13 protein-coding genes are annotated in these 19,084 nt (G+C 61.6%); 5 read left to right on the forward strand and 8 right to left on the reverse strand.

Annotated elements, in window-relative coordinates; genetic code table 11:
- Positions 1-32: 32 nt before the first annotated feature.
- Positions 33-482 (forward strand): TadE/TadG family type IV pilus assembly protein, encoded by a 450-nt coding sequence (locus WH299_RS03605; protein ID WP_339549621.1) that lies wholly within the window; start codon positions 33-35, stop codon positions 480-482.
- Complete coding sequence (locus WH299_RS03610) at positions 479-3,196, forward strand: ATP-binding protein (RefSeq protein WP_339549622.1); 2,718 nt, start codon at positions 479-481, stop codon at positions 3,194-3,196. Before WH299_RS03605 ends, WH299_RS03610 begins: the two co-directional genes overlap by 4 nt.
- Here the strand turns inward: WH299_RS03610 and WH299_RS03615 are convergent.
- The 6 genes from WH299_RS03615 to pbpC all read right to left on the reverse strand — a co-directional run bounded on the left by WH299_RS03615 (position 3,193) and on the right by pbpC (position 9,995).
- On the reverse strand, positions 3,193-5,139 hold the full coding sequence (locus tag WH299_RS03615) for a pilus assembly protein TadG-related protein (RefSeq protein ID WP_339496517.1): 1,947 nt from the start codon (positions 5,137-5,139) through the stop codon (positions 3,193-3,195). The genes WH299_RS03610 and WH299_RS03615 overlap by 4 nt on opposite strands.
- A gap of 104 nt (positions 5,140-5,243) precedes the next feature.
- Complete coding sequence (locus WH299_RS03620) at positions 5,244-5,801, reverse strand: DUF4136 domain-containing protein (RefSeq protein ID WP_028615587.1); 558 nt, start codon at positions 5,799-5,801, stop codon at positions 5,244-5,246.
- A gap of 44 nt (positions 5,802-5,845) precedes the next feature.
- Positions 5,846-6,448, reverse strand: a complete 603-nt coding sequence (locus WH299_RS03625) for a DUF4136 domain-containing protein (protein WP_016977011.1) — start codon at positions 6,446-6,448, stop codon at positions 5,846-5,848.
- A 24-nt stretch (positions 6,449-6,472) separates the two neighbouring features.
- Positions 6,473-7,222 (reverse strand): methyltransferase, encoded by a 750-nt coding sequence (locus WH299_RS03630; RefSeq protein ID WP_010213471.1) that lies wholly within the window; start codon positions 7,220-7,222, stop codon positions 6,473-6,475.
- Complete coding sequence (locus WH299_RS03635) at positions 7,215-7,523, reverse strand: MazG-like family protein (RefSeq protein ID WP_122730679.1); 309 nt, start codon at positions 7,521-7,523, stop codon at positions 7,215-7,217. Before WH299_RS03635 ends, WH299_RS03630 begins: the two co-directional genes overlap by 8 nt.
- A gap of 141 nt (positions 7,524-7,664) precedes the next feature.
- Positions 7,665-9,995, reverse strand: coding sequence for a peptidoglycan glycosyltransferase PbpC (pbpC, locus tag WH299_RS03640; RefSeq protein WP_339549623.1), 2,331 nt, complete (start codon positions 9,993-9,995; stop codon positions 7,665-7,667).
- A 90-nt stretch (positions 9,996-10,085) separates the two neighbouring features.
- Here pbpC and WH299_RS03645 point away from each other — a divergent pair, with 90 nt between their 5' ends.
- Positions 10,086-10,379, forward strand: a complete 294-nt coding sequence (locus WH299_RS03645; RefSeq protein ID WP_016977007.1) for a hypothetical protein — start codon at positions 10,086-10,088, stop codon at positions 10,377-10,379.
- A gap of 36 nt (positions 10,380-10,415) precedes the next feature.
- Here the strand turns inward: WH299_RS03645 and WH299_RS03650 are convergent, their stop codons facing one another.
- Entirely contained in the window at positions 10,416-15,314 is a 4,899-nt protein-coding gene (locus WH299_RS03650) for an alpha-2-macroglobulin (protein ID WP_339549624.1), read from the reverse strand.
- Between the two features lie 397 nt (positions 15,315-15,711).
- Between WH299_RS03650 and WH299_RS03655 the strand changes: the two genes are divergently transcribed.
- Complete coding sequence (locus WH299_RS03655; RefSeq protein WP_339549625.1) at positions 15,712-16,602, forward strand: hypothetical protein; 891 nt, start codon at positions 15,712-15,714, stop codon at positions 16,600-16,602.
- Positions 16,603-16,836: 234 nt separating this feature from the next.
- On the forward strand, positions 16,837-18,174 hold the full coding sequence (locus tag WH299_RS03660) for an MATE family efflux transporter (protein ID WP_339549626.1): 1,338 nt from the start codon (positions 16,837-16,839) through the stop codon (positions 18,172-18,174).
- On the opposite strand, the gene WH299_RS03665 is transcribed toward WH299_RS03660, so the two are convergent.
- On the reverse strand, positions 18,119-19,012 hold the full coding sequence (locus WH299_RS03665) for an alpha/beta hydrolase (RefSeq protein WP_323623066.1): 894 nt from the start codon (positions 19,010-19,012) through the stop codon (positions 18,119-18,121). The genes WH299_RS03660 and WH299_RS03665 overlap by 56 nt on opposite strands.
- Positions 19,013-19,084: the final 72 nt, after the last annotated feature.

The raw sequence follows: 19,084 nt of genomic DNA on the forward strand, positions 1-19,084 counted from the left end.
ATCAAGTAGTAGCCGTCAGGGTAGACGCAGTCATGAAAACAGGCCTCCCTAGAAAGCAAAAAGGTGCAGCGGCGATTGAGTTCGCCCTGGTCTTCGGGATCTTTTTTGCAGTGTTCTATGGGTTGATCAGCTATAGCCTGCCGCTGCTGATGTTGCAGTCGTTCAACCAGGCGGCGGCTGAGGGCGTGCGCCAGGCCATGTCGGTGGACCCGGTAGCTGCCGGTTCCGCTTATACCAACCAGGTGACCACCCTCGCCAAAACCACCGCCTTAAAACAGTTGCAATGGATCCCGACCAGCTTCCAGTTTACCGATGACCTGGTCACCGCCACCTACGCCGGCACCGGCACCACGCTGAAAGTCACGATCAAATACCCCTCCAGCCGCCTCTATTCGGTGTTCCCGGCGCTGGTGTTGCCGGTCATTGGCACCGTGCCGAATCTGCCGGCCAACCTGTTCGCCAGTTCGAGTCTGCAGCTTTGACCTCGGGGGACAAGCTCTTCGGGCGACTGCTCGGCCGCAGCGGCGCGCTCACGCTCGACATGCCCGGCGCCCCCACGCCAGGGCTGCACCTGCAACTGGACGCTCTGGGCCACGTGCTGGGGATCAACGGCACCCTGCGCTCACTGCTCGCGCCGCATGAAGCCCGACCGCTGCTGCGCGAGCTGTTATGCGCCAGCAGCGCCTTGAGCATCGAAGGCCCCCCCGCCGACTGGCAACGCCAGAGCCTGGACCTGGACTTTCAAGGCGCCGCCGGCCAGATCCTGCACACCCGTGGCTGGGTCGAACCCGAGGGCGATGGCTGGAGCTTGCGCCTGCAGGACGTCAGCGACTTGCTGGCCAGCCGGCAACTGGCCCAGCACCGCGAACAGAACCATCAACTCGCCTGCCAGATGAGCGAACAACTGCGGGTATGCAGCCTGACCCGCCTGCCCGAGGTGTTCAACGAGCACCTGCGCAGCCTGGCCCAGCGCTGGCGAATCCCCTGCGTGGCCATGGCCTTGCTCGATGAAGAAGACCAGGGCTGGCGGATCTACAGCCACTACGCCGCCCACGATGCGCCCACCTTGTGGCAGACCGGCCAGTCCTTGGGCATCAGCCTGGACAGTGCCAGTGGCAATACGCCGTTGAGCCTGGCCCAGGAGCGCAGTGACAACCCGCGCCTGCAGAGCATTTTCGGGAATGCCGATGGATTCCTGGTGCCTTATCGTGACAGCCAGGGCGTCGCCGCTTGGTTGCTCTGCGGGTTCTACAGCGGCCAGCAACACACTAGCGAACGGGACTGGTTGAACCTCACAGCCGCCCTCGCCGCCCCGCTGCTGAGTCGCCTGCGCGAGCAACGCAACCACCAACAGCTTGACCGCATGGAAGCCCTGCAAGGCCTGCTCGGCACCGGCTGGTGGGAACTGCTGCCAGCCACTCAGGAGATCCAGTTGGCCCCGCAGTTGCTGCACAATCTCAGCCTGGAAGACGGCCCGACCCGCCAGCCGCTGGACCAGTGGCTTGAACTGATCCATCCCGCCGACCGCCAGGCGCTCAACAGCCGTCTGCACGACCTGCAAGCCCTGGGCAAGCCGCTGCTGACTAGCGTGCGCTTGCAACGTACCGACGCCGAGCACAACCCGGTGTGGTATCGCGTCCAGGGCCAGGTATTGGGCGTGGGTGACAACAGGCGCTGGATCGGCTTCATGCTCGACATCAGCGACATCAAGAACCAGCAACTGCAAGCCGCCGCCGCCCATGCGCGCCTGGACAACCTGATCGCCAGCTCGCCGGCGGTGATCTACGTGCAACGTTATGTCGGCGGCGCCCTGCTCCCTGCGTTCTTCAGCGACAGCTTGCTGCCGCTGCTGGGTTGGACTCTGGCCGACTGCACCCCTGACAACCTGGCGTCACTGATCCACCCCGAAGACCGCGAGCTGTACTTCGAGCGCAGCCGCCAATTGCTGCGCGAAGGCAGCGTACGCAGCCGCTACCGTCTGCGTGATAAACAAGACCATTACCATTGGCTGCTGGACGAAGCCAAGCTGTTGCGCGACGACCTCGGCCTGCCGGTCGAAGCCGTCGGTTTATGGCTGGATGTCACCGAGGCGACCCTGGCGGCCGAGCAGATCAAACAGAGCGAAGAACGCTACCGCATCCTGGTCGAAGACTCTCCGGCGATGATCTGTCGCTATCGCCCTGACCTGACCCTGACCTTCGGCAATACACCGCTGGCCAACTACCTGGAATGCCTGCCGGCGCAATTGCCGGGGCTGAACCTGGGGCACTGGCTGTCGGACGAACAACGCCAGGCCTTTGTGCAGCGCATCGAACAACTGACCCCGGAATTCCCGGTCAGCACCGCCGAGATCAGCCTGGAATTGCCCGGCCGCGAACATGCCTGGTGGGTGTGGTCGGACCGTGGCGTGTTCGACGAACAGGGCACACTGGTGGAGGTGCAAGCGGTGGGCCGCGACAACACCGAAGTGCGCCGCTCCCAGCAGCAACTGACCCAAAGCGCCAAGATGGCCACCCTTGGCGAAATGGCCACCGGCCTGGCCCATGAGATCAACCAGCCGCTGAACGTGATGCGCATGGCCATCGTCAATGTGCTCAAACGCCTGAGCAACGGCGATGCGCAGATCGACTACCTCACCGAAAAGCTCCAGCGCATCGATACCCAGGTACAGCGCGCGGCGCGGGTGGTGGACCACATGCGCGTGTTCGGCCGCCGCTCGGAAATCGAACAACAGCCCTTCGAACCGTCGCAGGCAGTGGAAGGCACCTTGTCGCTGCTCGGTGAAGGCCTGCGCGGCAAGGGCGTGGAGCTGCGCATCACACCTGCGGACTTCAAGGTGCAGGTCAAAGGGCATGTCGACCAGCTTGAGCAAGTGCTGATCAACCTGATGGTCAACGCCCGTGATGCGCTGTTGAGCAAGCGGGAAAAGGATCCCGGGTTCCGCCCGTGGATCGCCCTGCACTGCGAGCATGACAGCCGGCATGTGCGCATCTGGGTTGAAGATAACGGTGGCGGCATTGACCCACGGCTGCTGGAGCGGATTTTCGAGCCGTTCTTCACTACCAAGCCCATCGGCGTGGGCACGGGGTTGGGCTTGTCGGTGAGCTATGGGATCGTGGAAAACATGGGCGGACGCCTCAGCGTCGCCAATGGCGAGCACGGCGCGAGGTTCTGTGTGGAGTTGCCGGTGAGTTAGATCACCAGATAGGCGCGGCCCATGTGGCAACTGAGATTGGCGCCGACTTCGGCGTTGCCCAGGCTGATGCCCAACGCCGAGAGCAGTGTGTTGACGATAGGATCGAGTATCGGCGACAGGACGTTTTGGACTAGGCCCACCACCGAACTGATGATGGTCGCCAGCGCGTTGGTAACGGTGCCATTAGCCGGGTTGGGTGTACTGCCGCTGGGCGGCACGTAGGTGACCTGCAGACCGTTCAGGGTATTGCCCAGGCTTAACACGATATCGGCGGTGCCGGGTGGTTTTTTGTAGATCGTTGCCGCGTTGATGTCATTCACCGGATTAAACACCAACGTATTGGTTTGCGCGCCTATGGTGGACAACGCTCTCAGATTCAGGCCGCCGCCAACGCCGGGTGTGCGCGGACCACACACCAACGTCAGCAGGCAAAAGCGTTGGCCAAAGTCGATCAGCCTCACCGGCTGCACATTCACTGGCGCAGACGATGAAAATGCCGACACCGGATCAACATAACCCACGCCCAAGGTGGCGATTGAAGTGGTGGCCTGCACCGTCAACGACTTGGTGGCCGGCGTGGCGCAACTGAAGTCTGTGACGTGGCTCTCCGCACTGGCCGCCTCGATATAGATGGACAAGGTCTGAGTGATATCCACGTCAGCGACATTACACCCCACTAAGCACACGACACCGGCCACCACGTCGAGGAGATTCAAGTTCAATAAACCACCGACCACCTTGGATACCGGCGTCGCAAGCCCGCTCAGAATCGATGAAACCCCCGACACCACCTTGATGATCGGCGCATCAATCGTAACCAAGGTGCGTACCTGGGCGGTTCGAACAAAAATCTGATCCGTCGGCGGATTATTCAACAGCCCCATCTTGGCCTTGAGTGGATTGCCAATCGCCGACAATTGCGGGGGTTCAATGACTTTGGTCTGGATCGAGACGGTGCCTACCAGCGGAATATTCACTTGGGCTGCCGCACTGACCGCACTTTTGCTGCTGGAGAGCTGTGCCACGGTCTCCAGCAACTGAAACAACTGCACACTGGTATTCAAGGCCGCCGCCGGCGTTCCGGTGGCGACTTTCAGCAAGTCTCCAACCTTCAAGAGTTGGGTATTCGGCGCGATGGCTTTCACGCTAATCAAATCGTTGATGACCGCCGTGGCGACCGCGCCGTTTTTTTGCAGGACTTTCACCGCGGCGTCGAGCAACTGGCTGGCGGAAACTGCGGTACTCAGCAGCGCGTCGTAGTCACCCGCCTTCACGTTCAACTGAATCGCCAACTGATCCAGATAACTGAGCAGGTTCACGTTCGTCGTCAGCAAGCCATTCCAGCCTGCGGCCGTCAGGGACAGGCTGCCGCCCAATAGATTGCCGACAACCATGTTCAGCAACGGGGAATTGGCCGAATTCACGGAGGCCAGGCCGCTGCGAATGGTCAGTTGCGCCACCGGTGGCGCAGCCGCAGCCACGGCGGTGGCACTCAATATCGTCTGGGTTGCAACCGGCGCGCCGCTGAACATGTTCCAGATGCCGTTGGCAAGACTGGTCATCACACTGCGCGTTGCGACCACGCGCACGGCGTCGTTCTTGGTCGCGTCGGCGACGAACACACGGATATTGCTGGCATTGGTGGGCAAGGTGCCGCAGGTCACGGCCAGGCCCCGGCTGTTGTCGCCGGCGACCACGGTAAAGCCGTTGCGCGCGGCGTTTTCCTTGGCGTAGTCATTGGCCGTGGTAGTGGGCGTGCACTGGCCGCCACGACCGGCGGCTTCCAACGCCGCTGTGTCGGCGATGGACTGCAACCTGCGCTTTTCCAGGTACAGGCGACCGCTGTCCAGCGCCAACAGCATGAACACCATGGCCACCGCCAAGGTGCCTGCCGCCATCAAGCCAATCGCACCACGCTGCCGGGAACCAAGTCGGGGAGACATCAGGCACTCCTTAGCGCTTACTCTCCGTAGTTGAATTGGAGTGTAGACAAGGCTTCAGGTGTGCGCTGGCCAGTCGCCACATTGACGACTGGCGGAAGGTATTTCTAGTGTGGAGGGTAGCTGGAGAGGACGCGGGTGACGGTGGTGCGGATGGCTTTGTCACGGTCCTGGGGGTTGGGCGAAGTGGCCATCATCTGTTCGTCGCTGCCGCGCCACACCAATTTGCCGTCCTTGCCGTCGAGCAGGTCGATCTGGATGGTGGCGACTTTGTAGGTGATGTTGCGCGTTTCGTTGTACATCGGCGCGCCCCAATAGCCGTTCCATGGGCCGCCCCAGGCGCCGCCGTAGTTGGTGGTGACTTGCTGCTGGCGGTCCTCCACGATCAGGTAGGCCTGCACGTTCAGGTCAGCCTTGCTGCCCGGCGCCGCTGGGCGCAGGCCGCGCTGGTCGAGTTGTTCACCCACGGCCTGGCGGATGCGCTGTTCGGTCAGGTCGCTCTTGATGCGCGGATCATCCGGACGATATTGCAACGCCGGGTCTTTCCAGGCCCAACTGCGGTAGGCACCAAAATCCCGGCTGGCGTCGAAATCGTGGTTGACCTGGCTGGTCTGGCAACCGCCCAGCAGCACTACAAGAGCAAGCGTAGCGATACGACGAAACATGGTTTTTCTCCAAAGAGCGACCGCGCTAAAGATGAGAATAGCTGTTAACTGGGAGGATACGCCGTCATTGCCTTTTGCACCGCCTGGCGCAAGGCATCTCCCCGCTCACTGAGGCTTCCCTGGCTGCCGGTTTCCGCACTGGCACTCCACACCGGCTGGCCGGTGCGGGCATCGAACAGATTGACGCGAACCACCACGACCTGCACTTCATAGGTGCGCACGATCGGCACCGAGTTGTACATGCCGTAACCATTGCCATAGCGGTTGTAGCCGCCATAACCGTAGCCGTAGTCATCCTGGACCTGCTTGAGGCGCTTCTCCAGGCGCACATCGGCGCTGACAAAAAGGTCTGCCGGGCGATTGTCATGCAACGGGCGCAGCCCGCGTTGATCAAGGGCACCGCTGACCGCTTCGGCAATCTGCGCCGAATCCGCCCAGGCCGTGCCCGCCGGCAACTGGCCGTTGCGCCAGGCCCAATTGCGGTAGGCGCCGTAGTCGCGCACGGGCGCCGGGTAGGCGCTGGCATCAAAGGTGTTGGCCGCCTGGGGCGGCGCCGGAGGAATCGGCGCCGAAGCGGCAACATAGGGGTTTGGGCTGGAACACGCGCCCAAACCCAGGGACAACAGGATCAAACAGAGACGACGCATTTCGACCTCCGCAGACTGGGCCGCTTAAACCGGACGGCAAATCCAGTGCAAATAACGCCCAAGTCCGGCAAAGCTTGGGTGACGACGGTGAGCGAGTTCCATCTCCAAAAGGTCCTGCAAATCGGCGCGGGCCTGGAATTCTACCGGCATATAGTCGTGGAACACCCGCACGCCGCTTTGGCTTTCGACCTGCCAAAGGCCTTCGAGTTGCGCCGCCAACTCACGGGGATCGAGGGGTTGTTGCGGCGTCAGACTCTGCTTTTCGCCGGCCATGTCATTCTTGCGCATTTTGCGGAAGTGGCCTTTGAGCAGGTTGCGGTAAATCAGCGCATCGCGGTTGTAGAAGGCCAGCGACAGCCAGCCGCCAGGTACCGTGAGTTGGTGCAAAACCGGCAGGATTGCATGGGGCTCGGCCAGCCATTCCAGTACGGCATGGCACAACACCAAGTCATAGGGTTCGGTGAGTTGGCCGAGCAGGTCTTGCCACGGCGCATGAATAAAGGTGGCGGTTTGCCCGGCATCAGCGAAACGTTGACGGGCGCCTTCCAACATCGGCTCAGCGGGCTCGGCCAGGGTGACCTCATGGCCTTGTTCGGCCAACCACAGCGACATATGGCCCAGGCCCGCGCCGATATCCAGCACGCGCAAAGGGCGTTTCGGCAGCGCTTCGGTCAGGTCGGCCTGGAGCACCGCCAGGCGGATCGCGCCTTTGGCACCGCCGTAGATTTTTTCGGCGAAACGCGTAGCCAGTTGGTCGAAATGACGATCACTCATGGGCAAACCGCCGTTCACTGTCGGCCAACTTGGCGCGCACCACCTCGTTCATGTCCAGGCCCAACTCGCTGCACAGCAACAGCAGGTACAACACGATATCGCCGACTTCCTGCCCGGCATGGGCGAGTGAGTCGGCCGGCAACTGGCGCGACTGGTCTTCGGTCAGCCATTGGAAGATTTCCACCAGCTCGGCCATTTCCACGCTGGCGGCCATGGCCAGGTTTTTCGGGCTGTGGAACTGCTTCCAGTCGTTGTTATCGCGGATGCGGTGAAGGCGTTCGGTGAGGTGTTCGAGGTTCATGCGGGGGCTCCTGAAGGTGGATAGCTTCGGGGGGATTAGCCTTGAAGGCAAGTGAACCTTTGAGCCGCTATCGCCGGCAAGCCGGCCCCTACAGTTTGGAATGCGTTCCCTTGTAGGAGCCGGCTTGCCGGCGATGGCGATTCAATCGACGACGCTGAACTCAAGCCGGGCCGTTTGACCGGCTTCATCGAGGACGCTGAGCTGGTAGCGGCCCAGGCGCTCGAAACTGGCGTTGATAAAGTCCTGGTTGGCGCTATCTCCTAACGGCGCACCATTAAGGAACCACCAGCGCCGGCCGCTGCCGCCCAAGGCGGAGATTTTCAGGCGCAGGGCCTGTTGGCTGGTGGCGGGCAGGCGCAATTGGTCGCCTTCGCGCACGCCGACAATCGACAGCGGTGACGACGCGGCCAATGCCGGAGGCGGGCAATCGGGGTCGGCGGCCGGGATGCGCGCTTCGCGGCGTTCGGCCCGTGGCAGCCAGGGTTCCAGCGGTGCGGGCCACAAGGCGATGTTTTTCGGCTCGGCGCCGGGGCAATGGGCGTCGACCCGCAAGCCCTTGGCATTGACCCAGACGCTTTCCATCAAGCCCACGCTCAACGGCTGATCCAGTGCCTGCAACGTCGGCGGCGTGGTGTGATCCAGGGTCCAGGCAAAACGCTGGCGGCGGCAATTGGGATCGCTGCGGCTCATGGGCTGGCCCAGCGGCCAACAGATCGCCGCCACGCCGACATTGGCCGGCACCGGTTTCACGGGGGCGCTGATACCGCGCTGGCTGTCGCGGTTAGTCAGCACATCGTGCACCTGCAACATCAACGGCGCTGCCGAGGCCAGGCCGAACTGGCCCGGCACTGGCGTGCCGTCCGGGCGGCCGATCCACACGCCGATCAGATAACGCGGGCCCACGCCAATGGCCCAGGCATCGCGAAAACCGTAGCTGGTGCCAGTCTTCCAGGCCAGCACCGGGCGTTGCACCAACTCGGCACGCGGGTCACGGTCGGGCCGCGCCTGGCCGCTGAGGATACGCCGCACAATCCAGGCGGACCCTGGCGACAGTAAGGGTCGTTCCCTGAGCGTATCGTCCGGCTGTAATCGAATAGCGGCGCTCCTGCCGTCCCGTGCGAAGGCGCTGTAGCCGCCTACCAGGTCTTCGAGACGACTGCCTGCACCGCCCAGGATCAGTGCCAGGTTCGGTTCGGCCAACGCCGGCAGCGCCAGAGGCACGCCGCCGATGCGCATTTCGGCGGCAAAGCGCTTGGGCCCATAGGCCTCGAGCAACTGCACCGCCGGCAGGTTGAGCGAACTGGACAGCGCCGTACTTGCCGGCACCGCACCGGTAAAGCCCATGGAGAAGTTGCCCGGCCGGTAATCGCCATAACGCCGGGGCACGTCCTGCAGCAGGGATTCGGAATGAATCAACCCATCATCCAGGGCCATGCCGTAGAGGAAGGGTTTCAACGTGGAGCCCGGCGAACGCAGCGCGCTGATCATGTCCACATGGCCAAAGCGCTTGGTGTCGTTGATGTCCACCGAGCCGAGGTAAGCGCGCACGGCCATGCTTTCCTCTTCCACCACCAGGATGGCGGCGGACGTGTGTTCCGGCAGACGCGCGCGCCACCCCAGCAGCAGGTCTTCAAGACGGCGTTGCAAGGTGGCATCCAGAGTGGTGCGGATCAGCGGCGGGCTGTCGGGACGATTCAGGCGCCGCGCGAGCAACGGCGCCAGGCTCGGCTCCAGGCGTGGGGCGAGCAGCAACGGTTCTTCCAGGGCTTCATCGACGGCAGACTGCGGCCAGACCTGGAACTCCGCGAGGCGGCGCAAGACTTTGTCGCGGGCTTCCTGAGCGCGCTGGGGATGGCGATCCGGGCGCAAACGGCTGGGCGCCTGGGGCAGAACGGCGAGCAAGGCGGCTTCGGCGTGGGTCAGTTGCGCAGGGGATTTGCCCAGGTACGCCCAACTGGCCGCCGCCACGCCCTGCAACGTACCGCCGAACGGCGCGCGATTCAGGTAGAGGTTGAGAATTTCGGCCTTGGACAGGTGCCATTCCAACTGCGCCGTGCGCCACAACTGGCGCAACTTTCCATGGAAGGTGCGCGAATGCGGATCCAGCAACCGCGCCACCTGCATCGACAGGGTGCTGCCGCCCGATACCACCCGCGTGCCCGTGAGGTTCTGCCAGGTCGCACGCGCCAGCGCCAGCGGATTCACACCGGGATGCTGGTAGAACCAACGGTCCTCATAAGTCAGCAGCGCGTCCAGGTAATACGGCGACACTTCGCTGGTTTGCACCGGGTAGCGCCACACGCCATTGGCATCGGCAAACCGCCACAACGGCGTGCCATCCTCGGCCAATACCACACGCGCCAGGTCATCCTTGGGCAACGGGAGAGGCCAGATGCGGTCGGCCAGCCACAGCAAGGCCACCACCAACAACAGGCTGGCCAAGGTCCAACGGGCAACTAAACGCAAACTCAAACGGGCAAACCTCTATGCTGGTAGGGAACTAGCCTGTTGCAATAACAACCAAAGGCACAGATTCGCCCACCTTCTCATCAGGACACACATATGCAGGTAGAAAGCTTTTTCGGCTGGTTGGGCCAGGCGCTCGGTTCCATCATCCGTTTTATCGTCGACGGCCTCAGCGGCCTGTTCGGTGCACTGACCAATGCCGGCGGCAACTTCATCGATGGCTTGTCCCGCACCTTGGGCATGGACACCTCGATCATCAGCATCATCACCCTGATCATCGGCCTGATGCTGCTGTACTCGGCGGTGCGCGCCTTCATGCGGGCGTCGATCATCATGGGGATTATCTGGTTGCTGTTGGGACTGTGGCTACTGAGCTGGGTTGTGCATTAACAAACGGGGCCATGATGAACAGGGCCCCGTTTTACATTAACGCCCCTTGATCACCAGATCCGCCGGCGTCTCCCCCACCGCCTGCCAGTTCGGCCGGTACATCGACTCCACCTGCGGCGGTGGCACGCGGTAAGTGCCCGGCGTCACGGCACGCGCCAGGTACAGCAGGTGCGTGGTGCCGGAACCTTCGAGGTTGATCGCCGCCACGTAGCGGTCATCGCGGAACTCCTGGTGCTTGAGCGATGCGTTCTGCATCGACTCACGCCACTCCTTCACTTGGCTGCTGGCGTTTTCCAGGCTGGCGGCGCTTTGTGCCAGGTTCTGGTTCTCCAGTTCCAGGCCAGCCGGCAACAGGTCCACCACCAACGCATCCGGCACGCGCTGCTTGGCACTCACCGCCAAATGCACCAACACCAGATCGCCACTGTTGAGGCTGCGCAGGTTCAATGGTTGGCCGTTCATGCCCAGGTATTCGCGGCGGATGCTCAGGTTGTCGCCACCCGGTGCCGGTGGCACCTGCGGATAACCCGAAATCGTCAGTTGCTGGTACACCGGCGTCTCGCCCTGATTGCTCAAGGTCAGATCACTGGACAGCCACTTGCCTTCCAACTCCAGCGTCGACTGTTGAGTGTTCAGTTCCTGCACACCGCCACTGCCCGTCAATGACACCTGCCAGTTCGCATCAGGCTTGGCAAACCCGAGACGCCCGGCCAGGAACAGCGAGTTGCGCTCCTGGGTCGACAGATACGGGCTGGCCGCCAGTTGATCCGACAGCGTGAACAAGCGCTCCTCACGCTTGCCCTTGGCCAAGTCGTTCTCTTCCAGCAAGGCCAGGATCATCGCCTGGTCGCGCAACGGGCTGCCGTAGTCGGCCAGCCATTCATTGGCATTGCGTTGCGCGGCCAAGCCAGCGAGCAGGGCTTGGTCCGCACGCGGCTGGTCGCCCATCTTCTGCAACGCGATGGCCAACTGCACCAGCGGCAGACCAGAGCGCGCATCGCTGCGACGTTCGAAGATGCTGCGCAACGCGCCCAACGGCGCCTGCTGACTGCGCGCCAGGACCATACCGGCGTAGGCCTGCACGGCAAAGCGGGTGTGGTCGGCATTGTCGCTGTAATCGACGTCGATCAGGTTGCGTTCCTGCACGTAGCGCAGCAGACGCTCGCTGGCCTTTTTCAACGCTTCAGGCGGCACGGCAAAACCCTGATCGCGAGCGCGCAACAGGAAGTCGGTGACGTAAGCCGTCAGCCAGTATTCTTCTTCACCGTCCGCGCCCCACAACCCGAAGCTGCCGTTGTAGCGCTGCATGCCCAACAGGCGCTCGATGCCCAACTCGATCTTGCGTTTGCGTTCGCTGTCCGACTCGCCTTTGATCGACAGGCGCTTGAGCAGCGCATCATCGGCGTACAGCGACGGATACAGGCCGCTGGCGGTCTGCTCCAGGCAACCGTAGGGGTAGGCATTGAGTGCACTGATCTGCGCACCGAGGTTCAGCGGCGGCCGACTCGACAGGCTCAGCAGCGCCTGGCGCCCCGAGGCGTCGAACTGATCCAGCGTCCCCGCCGGCAAGCTCCACGGTTGATCCTTCAGCACCGCGCGATAGTGCTTGAGCAGCGCCGGATAGGCCGGACGCACCCCCAAGGTCCATTCGCGCGTAAACGGCGGCAGGTTCTCGCCCGGCAGGTCCAGGCCATTCACCGTCACCTTGACCTTACCCTGCCCCAACCCGCCCCAGGCTTTCACCGGGATACGCAGGGTGGTGCGCTGGCCTTGCTTGAGTTCGACGCTTTGCGCGCCGCTGCTGACCAGTTCCAATTGCCCATCGGCGCTCAGTTGTACATCGAGTTTCTGCGGTTTTCCCGATAGGTTGGACAGGTCCAGCGCCAACGTGGTCTGGTCACCACCCGCCATGAAGCGCGGCGCCGACAGCTCGGCAATCAGCGGTGCGGCAATCACCGTCTTGGCTTCGGCCATGCCGTAGCGATCGTCGCTCCAGGCCTGGGCCATCAGGCGCAGTTCGCCGTTGAAATCGGGAATATTGACGCTGACTTCGCCCTCGCCTTGCTCATTCAAGGTCACCGGCGCGCTTTGCAGGGCGACGATGGTCACACTGGTGTCCGGGCGCTTGCCGCCTTTAGCCAGCGCCGCATCACCACCAAATGCCAGGCTGGCCAATCGGCCCTGGCCGGCTTCGATCAACTGGCCATAGATATCGAATTGGTCCACACCATAGGCCTTGCGACCGAACAGGCTGGAATACGGATCCGGCGTCGGGTATTCGGTGATATTCAGGATGCCCACGTCCACCGCTGCAACCAGCACATGTACCTGTTTCGGCACGCTGCCATCGGCATTCTTGGCGGCGATTTTTACGGTGAGCGGCTGTTTGGGACGCATTTTTTCCGGCGCGCTGAGGGTCACGCCAAGCTTGCGCTGGGTGCGATCCAGCGGCAGGTGCAGCAGGCCCACCGCACGTTTGGGCGTGATGTTGGCTTTGCGCTCGCCGGGGCGGATCACCAAGGCGCTGACATACAAATCATGGCGCGACCATTTCGGATCGAGTTTCACGGCGAAGCTTTTGCCCTCGGCCGGCACGTCGATTTCCTGCCACCACAACGGGCCTTCCGCGGACTCCACCAGCAGGTAGCCCTTACCGGCTGCCGGCGGCGTCACGGTGACGTTGGCGGTGTCGCCATCGCCATACGCGGGTTTATCCAGCGCAAGCTTGACCTGGTCCGGGCGCACGGCACCGCCTTCGGTGTTGTCCTGGGCCTGGTAGCCGGCCCAGAAGCGCAGGCTGCTGACCAGGCCGGTTTGCGGGTCTTCGACTTCGACGCGGTACGGGCCCCACTCCACCTGGAAGCTGACCTTGGCGGTATCGCCGGCCTTGATGTTCAGGGTCTGTTCGTCGAGGTTGAGGAATTTCTCGTTGAAGTGATAGCTCCAGCCATCACTCTCGGAGTAGTTCCAGTAGTAGTCACGGCGCTCGCGTACCAGGCGCACCTTGAGGTTTTGCGCGGCGAGTTTCTGCCCGTCCTGGTTGGCCAGCAGCACTTCGAATTCCGCGGGGCCGTCGCCATTGGTTTCCTTGCCGTCGAACAGCCCGCGCAGGCCCGGCAATTGCTCGGCCGGCCAGATCGGCTGCACCAGGCGCCGGGTGATCGGCCGTCCACCCGACTCTTGCAGGCTGGCCTGCACGATCAGTTGCAGCGGCGACTTGGCCTCGGCCCATTTGCTTTCCAGGGTCAGTGCTTCCTGGCCCTTGGCGTCGAGCACGCTTTCTTCCAGTTCGAAATCCTGACTCAGTTCTTCTTCGGTAACGGAGCCGAACTGATAGCCCGGCAGCGCTTTGACCGCTTCGCGCAACGGCCGCACATAGACTTGGCCGCTGACACGATTGCCCGACGCGGGGGCGCCGTACAGGTAACGGCCGGTGACCTGAATCACCGCGTCATCCGCTGGTTTCAACGCGGTGTCGCTGCCCTTGAGTTCCAGCGCCAGGCGCTCGGGCAGGAAGTCTTCGACAAGGAATTCATACAGCTGCGGCTTGCCATCACCCAGGTCGAACACCAACTGCCAACGTCCGGTCGGTGCTTCGCCGGCCAGTTGCAGTTGATATTGATAGAGGCCAGAGGCATCGGCGTCCCAGACGAATTTGCGGCTGACCTGCTCATCCGGTCGACGGACTTCGACGCTCACCGGCTGCGGCTTGACGGCATTGCCGTCCTTGTCCCGCAGCAGGGCGTTGAGTAGCACGGTTTCGCCAGGGCGATACAGGTCGCGCGGGCCAAACACAAAGAACTGCAAAGGGTGGGAGGGTTGGCCGCCAATGTCGAACTCGGCCAGGTCCAGCGCCGCGCTGTCGAGGCGCAACATACTGGTCTGTTCGCCCTGCTTGGCCAGCAGCACCTGGGCCTTCTTCGGCAGCGGCAATTCAGCGTGGCCGCCCTTCTCGGTCTTGCCCTGGCCCAGCACACGACCTTCGGCGTCGAGCACTTCAAGGTCGATGCCATCCAGTGCCTTGCCGCCTTCCAGCGCCTGGGTAAACACGTCCAGGCGATTGGCGTAACGGTGCACCGACAGGCCGATATCACTCAGGGTAAATAGCGTGGCCGGTTGGGAGTAGTTGTAAGTGCCCGAAGCCCGCATCACCGCCAGGTACACGCCAGGCTGCTGCAGTTGCTTGAGGCCGGCGATCGGTAGCAGCAGGGTTTCACGGGTGTTGCGCGCCGGGTTCAGGTCGAAACGGCCGCCGTAGACCAAGTCGGCCAAGGGCAGCAGTTCGCGGGATTCATAGCTTTGCAGGCTGGTGTTGCGGCCCCACTGCGCGAGGAAGGTAGGCAGGGATTCGGGTTTGATGCGGAAGAATTCGACATCGATCTTGTCGACGTTCAACGCGATCACCGGCAGGCCTTCGGCCAGGCGTGTCGGCAGCAAGGTGCCACGGCTGGCAAAGCCGACGGTGGCTTGCAGGTCGCGAGTTTCCAGGCGGGCTGTGTATTCGGCGGCGAGCATGTTGTCGTTGACCGCCTTCACACCGGCGTCGACTGTCAGCACCAGCTTGCGCTGTGGCTCCAGGTGGCGCAGGCGCAATTCCATCAGGTTATCGGAGATTTCCCAGGCGCCATCGACCTTGCCGGACTTGCTGTCCACCAGGTGAAGTTTGTCGGCGAATTTTTGATCGGGATCCAACGGAATGGAAAAGCTCACAGAGAGCGTGCTGGCGCCGTCGAGCTGCACTTCGGACACGTCCACCACACTTAACTCACGCCCGGCATAACGCTGTTTCAGCGCCGCCACATCCACTGCGGCCTTGGCCGGTTTGGGCGCCACTGTCGCTGCTGCGGGAGCGGTCGGGGCCGCTGGTTTATCGGAGGAATCGCAGGCGCTCAGCAGGGCCAGCGCGCAAGCAAGGAACAGTCCTTTGTTAAGCATGGGGCACTCGTAGTGGGAGGGGCCGAGGGATGAACTATATATCAGCCTGCGGAAGGCCGATGCGGTGCTGGTCACATTGACCGACGGAGGGTGGTTTGGTTCTGAAGACGGGGCCAATCCAACCAACTCCCACAAATTATGTGACGACAACCTGGATGTTCGTGGACACCAACAAGACGGCGGCCGATTGCTTGGTACTGCATACCTCGCGGTACTGCATTGAAGCCTCACGGCGACCACGATTAAGTCCCAAGATTAACCCCGACAGGAGAAAAGCAGCCAATAGTCACCACTCGTCGGCACTGTCGACTTTGACAGTAGCCGCTTTCTCACCTCCCCGTTACGGTAATTGCGTACATCCAAAATACCCCTAAGACACTTACGTAAGGTGGTGACCATGAGCAAACCAACTCAACTTACCGTTTCCACACAATTGCCCATCACTGTCGACGCATGGAACTCTACTGAATACCTCGCTCTCAGTCCGGAACTACAACAACGTTTGTTTCTTCCCAATGGGGATAATCAATACATAACCGTTAGCGGCTTGGATACAGGATTCACTGGTGGACACTATTCAACCGCAGTCAAATCAAACCAACACGGACGAGATTTTCTCTATGTAACAGAGTCCGCGACACTGACTGCAACTGGTGCTTCAACACACTGCTCAATTTCAATCGAAAAAAATGGAAAAGATGCAACCTACACTTCGACCACACCCGATGCATCGGTAACCCCCTTCACCGTTCTTTTTGAAGAGTATGTGGGCGGCGTGCGTCTTACGATAAACCCAGGTAATAATGTCGGTCAGCTCAAGCAACAAACCTCACCTCCTATCGCAACTCATGGCGTTTACTCATTCGATGAAAATACGCAAGAGATTAAACCGCTCTCATCGACAATAGGCAGTGCCAGTAAAACATTTTCGAACAAAGAGCCTTTTTCTCAATTAAACACGGCAAGCATCTATTATGAAAAACCTATTTATCAGCTTCAACCTGATAACTATGTAGCGATCGACAAACTCATACAAAACGCCTTCGGCACCGTCGGGGGATACTACTCACTCACGGGAGATAGCGCCAACCTCTACCCAGCTGGAGTCACCCAACTGACATTTAAAGACGGCTATTCTGACAATTACGCAACCATCGAGTTTTATAACAACACAACAAAGGGAGAAGTAACAGTAACAATACTTTCTCATAACTATAGAAGATGTGAAATCCGCGACATACAGACAGAGTTCCTAAACTTCCCCAATACTTTGTGCTTTGCAGTGTAGCGTTAGAAAATCTGTAGAGCTCGCGCATGAAATGCCGAGCTCTTTTTCGAGAGCATGAGTTAAGAAGCTTCAAAGCCGAACTACATAGCCCACCCCAAATTTAAAATCCCGTACGCACCTCATTCAAACTCATGCCTCCTGGGACTCCGCGCTCATCAAAAGCATTGCGACACTTCATTAGCTCTATCGTGTTAGCGAGGGACAGTTACAATGCCGCTCCTCCAAGGAGCCTCAATGACCACCCTGCTCACCGACTGGCGCCACCGCCCCACCCACCGCCGCGTCTGGGCCCTGGCCGCGCCGATGATTCTGTCGAATATCTCGGTGCCACTGGTGGCGCTGGTCGACAGCATGGTCATCGGCCACCTGCCTCACGCTCACCAGTTGGCCGCCGTGGCCGTCGGCGCCAGCCTGTATACCTTTCTCGCCTGGGCCATGGGGTTCCTGCGCATGGGCTCCACCGGCTTCGCCGCCCAGGCTGCCGGGCGCAATGACGGGGCTGCGCTGCGGCAAATCCTGCTGCAAGGCCTGTTGCTGGCGCTGGGTTTGGCGGTGCTCCTGGGCACGGTGGGTATTCCGCTGAGCCATCTGGCGCTGGAGTGGATGCAGCCTTCGCCCGAACTGAATCAACTGACCCGCGAATTCTTCCACACCCGCCTGTTCGGTTTGCCCGCCGCGTTGGCCAGCTATGCGCTGGTGGGCTGGTTCCTCGGCACGCAGAACGCCCGCGCGCCGCTGGCGATCCTGCTGACCACCAACCTGGTCAACATCGCCTTGAACCTGTGGTTTGTACTCGGCTTGGATTGGGGCGTGGTCGGCTCCGCCCGCGCCTCGGTGATTGCCGAATGGACCGGCGCCTTGCTCGGCCTGGCGATGACGCAAAAAGCCCTGCGCGCCTACCCTGGTCATATCGCCTGGGCGGCGCTGAAGCTGTGGGAAAGCTGGCGCCCGCTGCTGGCGGTCAACCGCGACATTTTTATCCGCAGCCTCGCGCTGCAATCGGTGTTTTTCATGATCACGGTGCAAGGCGCGCGACTGGGCGATGCCACCGTGGCGGCCAATGCACTGCTGCTCAACGGCCTGCTGCTGACCGCCCATGCCCTGGATGGATTGGCGCATGCGGTCGAAGCCCTGTGCGGCCACGCCATCGGCGCCCATGACCGCCAGGCCTTGCGTCGTTCATTGGTGGTGGCCGGCGGCTGGTCGTTGATCGCCAGCGTTGGCTTTGCGCTGCTGTTCACCGTCGGCGGCCACCTGTTTATCGCCATGCAGACCAACATCCCCAGCGTGCGTGAAACCGCCGACCTCTACCTGCCTTATCTGGCGGTTCTGCCGTTGATTGCGGTGTGGAGTTACCTGCTGGATGGCCTGTTCATCGGCGCAACCCGCGCGCGGGAAATGCGCAACGGCATGCTGCTGACGGTGCTGCTGACATTGCCATTCGCCTGGGCATTGCAGGCCTTGGGTAACCACGGGCTGTGGATAACCTTCCTGCTGTTCATGGCCCTGCGCAGCCTCACTCTGTGGGCGATTGCCTGGCGCTTGAACCGGCAGGATCAGTGGCTTGGATAAACGCTGTCACCCGGTCCAATACCGGTGCCAACCAGCGCAGCGGTTTAGCGATTGCAGCCACCAGCGTCTGGTGGTTGGTCTTGCCGAAACAGAACACCTCCACTGGAACACCTGCCGCCCGCAACTTGTCAGCCAACCCGCCGGTATTGCGTGTGGGGTTGACCAGCTTGTCGTCCGTCGAGGCCATCAACAGACTCGGCGGTGCGCTGGCGCTGACATGATTGATCGGCTGAGAATCCGGCGGTGAATCAGGGAAGAAAAACACTGGCCTCACCTCTGGGTTTTCAATTGGCAGGAAGTCATAGGGGCCGGCCAGGCCGATCCAGCCTTTGAAGATTGACGGCGTCAGGCCAACCTCTTTCAGCCAACGTGCATCCAGCGCCAGCATTGACGCGTTATAGGCGCCGGAGCTATGCCCCATTACATAGAGCTGGTGGGGATCACCACCGTGTTCGGCGATGTGTTGATAGGTCCAGGCAACGGCGTGGGCGTTGTCTTGGAGGAAGGTGGGATATCGCACTTGAGGGTAAAGCCGGTAATCGGCGATCACCACCACGATGCCGCGTGAGGCCAGGGCTTCGCCGACGAAACCATAGTCGTCCCTGGAGCCGCTGTTCCAGCTGCCGCCGTAGAAGAACACCACCACGGGGGCGTTGGAGATAGCAGGAGCTGGCCGGTAGATATCGAGTTTCTGGCGGGGATCATCGCCGTAGGCGATGGCAGAGGTTTTGGTGAAGGTGTTGGAGGGGGTGAGTGCATTGAGCACTTTGATGGGAGAGCAGGCCGCGAGGAATGCCGCGACGGCCAGGGTAAACGCTTGCAAGAATACTCTCGACATCGCCCACCCCTTATACCTGTGAAGACAGACTTATGTGGTGAGCGGGCTTGCCCCGCGCGAGGCGAGCTCGCT

The organism is Pseudomonas sp. MYb541, assembly GCF_037479595.1.
In the GTDB taxonomy this organism is placed as follows: domain Bacteria; phylum Pseudomonadota; class Gammaproteobacteria; order Pseudomonadales; family Pseudomonadaceae; genus Aquipseudomonas; species Aquipseudomonas canadensis.